The sequence below is a fragment of the Azospirillum sp. UFLA03-27 genome, from assembly GCF_059803775.1.
Window position 1 is genome coordinate 1 of the sequence record NZ_JAUQTX010000388.1, and the last position, 3,985, is coordinate 3,985.

The window sequence follows — 3,985 nt, forward strand, 5'->3', positions numbered from 1 at the left end:
ATGTTGCATTCCAGCAGCGCCGGGCCGCCGCCTTCGCGGGCGCGCCTGATGATTTCGCCGGCCGCCTCGTGCACCGCGAAGAAGTCGGTGCCGTCCACCGTCACGCCGGGCAGGCCGAAGCCGGTGGCGCGGTCGATGTAGCTGTCGCAGGAGACCGCCCATTCCATGGCGGTGGACTCGGCGTAGCCGTTGTTCTCCACCACGAAGACGACCGGCAGGTTCCACACCGCCGCGAGGTTCATGCTCTCCAGGAAGGTGCCCTGGTTCGACGCGCCGTCGCCGACGAAGGTGATGCCGACCCCACCGTCGCCCCGGAACTTGGCGGCCAGCGCCGCCCCGCAGATCAGCGGCGCGCCGGCGCCCAGGATGCCGTTGGCGCCCATCATGCCCTTCGACAGGTCGGCGATGTGCATCGATCCGCCCTTCCCCCGGCAGGCGCCGGTGGAGCGGCCGTAGATCTCCGCCATCATCTCGTGGACATCGACCCCCTTGGCGATGCAATGACCGTGGCCGCGATGGGTCGAGGCGATGCGGTCGTTGTCGTTCAGGTGCATCATGATGCCGGTGGCGCAGGCCTCCTCACCGGCGTAGAGGTGCACGAAGCCCGGAATGTCGCCCTTGGCGAAGTCGATGTGCAGACGCTCCTCGAACTCACGGATGGTCCGCATGGTCCGGTAGGCTTGCAGCAGGTCCGCTTTGTCGAGTGGATAAGGATTGTTGGTCACTGACGTTTCTCCTCTGTTAGGTTCTTCAAAGGCAAGTTTTTCAAAGGCGGGCTTTTTCAAAGCTCGGCCGTGACCGGCGCCGGGGCGCCGGTCAGCAGCCTGTTCTGGGCGGCGTACTGCATGCAGCCGCCCACGTTCACGGTGCGGAAGGCGTCGTCCCGGAGCGTCAGGGAGACGCGGTCTTGCGCCGAGAATGCGATTTCCCGCTCGCCATCGAGCGCGATGGAGCCGGCCTTCACCTCCGGCACGAAAGGCACGCCGGCCGGCATGCGGCGCCAATCAGCGACGCCGACCGAGGCCATCAGCCCCGGCGCAATGGGCGCGCGCAGCACCGTCATGCCGGTCGCCGGCGTGCCGAGACGCACCATCAGTCCGCCGCTCTCCTCCCGCGTTACCGGCTCCAGCAGGCCGGCGATGGCCGACATGCCGATGACCTCCGGGTCGGCGAAGGTGACGAACAGCTCGCGGAAGCTGTCCGGCTTCCACAGGGCGCGGGCCCCGACGTAGCGCTCGGTCACCAGAGCGACATCGACCAGCGCGATCTCCCCCACCCGGCCGTTGAGCGACACGTCGATGCGCTTGTTCGCCGCGAAGGCGATGTCTGCCGGCACCTGCCCGGTCACGGCCAAGCCGGTCGCCAGCCCGGTGATGGTCGGCTCGCGGTGTTCGGGAAAGGCGTTGTTGGTGCCGGTGGAGATGCCGGCCACGGGGACTGCCCCGCAGTGCGCCACCACGGCGCGGTGCGTGCCGTCGCCGCCCAGCACGACAATGGCGGCGACTCCCGCCCGGCGCATCTCGTCCGCCGCCCGATGGGTGTCGGCGACGGTGCCGGTGACCGGCATGGGCAGCGGGTGAATGGTGGGATAGGGCGCCTCGCCGTGCGCCGCCGCCCGTGACAGCCCGCGCGCCACATGACGCCCGATGCCGCCATGCTCCGGCATCATCATGACGTCGGTGACCCCGCAGGCGCGCAGCGCGGCCAGCACCCGCAGGACGATGTTGGCGCGATCCGTGATCTGGAGGTTCGCCGCGTTCGCGACGACCCGGCGGATGTCGCGTGCGGATACTGGATTGGCAATGATGCCGATGACAGGTGCCACGCGTCCTCCCCTTCGCTTCGATGTTTTGAAGGGGTGTATGGCAAGAGCCGTGCCAAATGTGCGTACGGCTGACTATCGTTGTTCTGCAACAGTTTGCGCGACGAGTGGCGGTGTTGCGATCGCCTCACCTGTTGCAGGGGCGCTGCAACAGGTGTTGCATGCCTCAATCCAACCGGTGCGGCGGGACGATGCCGAAACGGCGCATCTGGCGGTGGATGGTCGAGCGGTCCACGCCCATGTCCCGCGCCGCCGCCGACACGTTCCAGTGCAGGCGGCGCAACACCTCGCGCAGGCGGACGGCGGGGTCGGCGCTGTCCGGGGCGGGCGTCGGAGCGCTGGCCGGCCACGCCTCGAACACGCCGCTGCGCTGCACGGGGTCGGGAATGTCCATCAGTTCGATCAGCCCGTCGGTGCAGACGGCGCAGGCGTAGTCGAGCGCGTTCACCAGCTCGCGCACGTTGCCGGGCCAGCCGTGAGCGCGCAGGGCCGCCAGCGCCGGAGCGGCGATGGTGTAGCCGACGCCGTCCCGCTCCGTCCGCTCGGCCAGCAGCCGGTCGATCAGCCAGTCGAGGTCGCCGCGCTGGCGCAACGGCGGCACGGTGAACACCGCGCCGTTGAGACGGAAATACAGGTCGTCGCGGAACGTCCCGGCCTTGATCAGTTCGACAAGATCGCGGTGGGTGGCGGCAATGACGCGCACGTCCACCGACACCGCCTTGGTGCGGCCGATGGGGGTGACCTCCCGCTCCGCCAGGACGCGCAGCAGGCGTGTCTGCGACGACAGCGGCATGTCGCCGATCTCGTCCAGGAACAGCGTGCCGCCGTCCGCCTCCAGGATCAGCCCCTTCCTGCCCCGCGACGTGGCCCCGGTGAAGGAGCCGGGCTCATGGCCGAACAACTCGCTTTCGATCAGCGCCTCCGGCAGCGCGGCGCAGTTCACGGCGATGAAGGGCTTGGCCGCGCGCACGCTCGACCGGTGCAGGGCCTTGGCGAGGTGTTCCTTACCGGTGCCGGTCTCGCCATGGATCAGCAGGCTCATCCGCGTGTTCACCAGCTTCGCCGCGCGCGTCAGCACCGCTTTCAGCGCCGGATCGCCGCCGCACATCGCCTGGAGCGGTTTGGGCAGGCTTCCCTCGTCTTCTTTGCGTGGGCGCGGGACGGCGATGGCCGGCGGCGGCATCGCCTGCGCGAACAGGGGTGTCCCACTGCGCCGCAGGCGGAGGGTGCGCTGGTCGGTCGGCAGAGAGCGCACGAACCGCACCAGGTCATCCACCTGGCAGTCGAACAGGTCGGAGAAGGACCGCCCGATGAGATGCTCCCGGTCCTCCCCCTCGCCGGCTAGCAGTCGACACGCACGGTGATTGAATCCGATGATCCGCCCGGCGCCATCCAGCGCGATCACGAAGTCCGGATCGACCTCCGCGAACTCCTGGGAGGCGGAGAGCTTGACCACCCACTCCCGGCGGAAATTGTTGTAGAGGTTGGCGTTTTCGATCTTGTGCGTGTAAGCCTTGACCAGTTGGAGGGCCAGATACTGGCTGATCTTGGGCTCCGGCGAACGGAGCGCGGAGATGTCCAGCACCGCCGCAAGCCCGCCGCCGCTGTGGAACACCGGGGCCGCCGTGCAGGTAAGGGGAATGTGGGTCGCGTCGAAATGGTCCGTCTGGTGGACGGTCAACGCCTCGCCCGTGGCGATGCAGGTGCCGACCGCGCAGGTACCGGCCCGGCCCTCGTTCCAGTCCGCGCCGAGATAGAGGCCGGTCCGGCGCAGGTCGTTGTCCGACGCCCGGTCTCCGATGAAATCGACGGTGACGCCGTTGCTGTCGGTCAGCAGCAGGGCGTAGCCCATGCCGGCCACCTGATGATACAGCGCCTCCAGCCCGAAGCGGGCCATGCGCAGGAACTCGTCCATCGCGTCGCGGTGCAGGCACAGGCGCTCGTGCGGCAGAATGTAGGCCTCGCGCCGGACGGTCGGATCCAGCTTGTGGTCGGCCACGCACCGGCGCCAGGATGCGGTGATGATGGCGTCGCGCTTCGACGCGATCCCTTCCGAGACGCGGACCAATTCGTTGATGTGCGCCGCTTTGGCGTTCTCCATCAGCGTATCCTCCCTGGAGCGCAATCGCTCTGATCTGGTCAGCCAGATCGGAACAATATATC

3 protein-coding genes are annotated in these 3,985 nt (G+C 68.4%); all 3 read right to left on the minus strand.

Annotated elements, in window-relative coordinates:
- The coding region (locus Q4I23_RS31145; RefSeq protein WP_498528778.1) for a thiamine pyrophosphate-dependent dehydrogenase E1 component subunit alpha at positions 1 to 725 on the minus strand (725 nt) is incomplete at its 3' end.
- 56 nt (positions 726 to 781) lie between these two features.
- Entirely contained in the window at positions 782 to 1,825 is a 1,044-nt protein-coding gene (locus Q4I23_RS31150; RefSeq protein ID WP_498528779.1) for an ATP-NAD kinase family protein, read from the minus strand.
- A gap of 163 nt (positions 1,826 to 1,988) precedes the next feature.
- A complete protein-coding gene (locus tag Q4I23_RS31155) occupies positions 1,989 to 3,923 on the minus strand; it encodes a sigma-54-dependent Fis family transcriptional regulator (protein WP_498528780.1) in 1,935 nt (644 codons plus the stop codon).
- Positions 3,924 to 3,985: the final 62 nt, after the last annotated feature.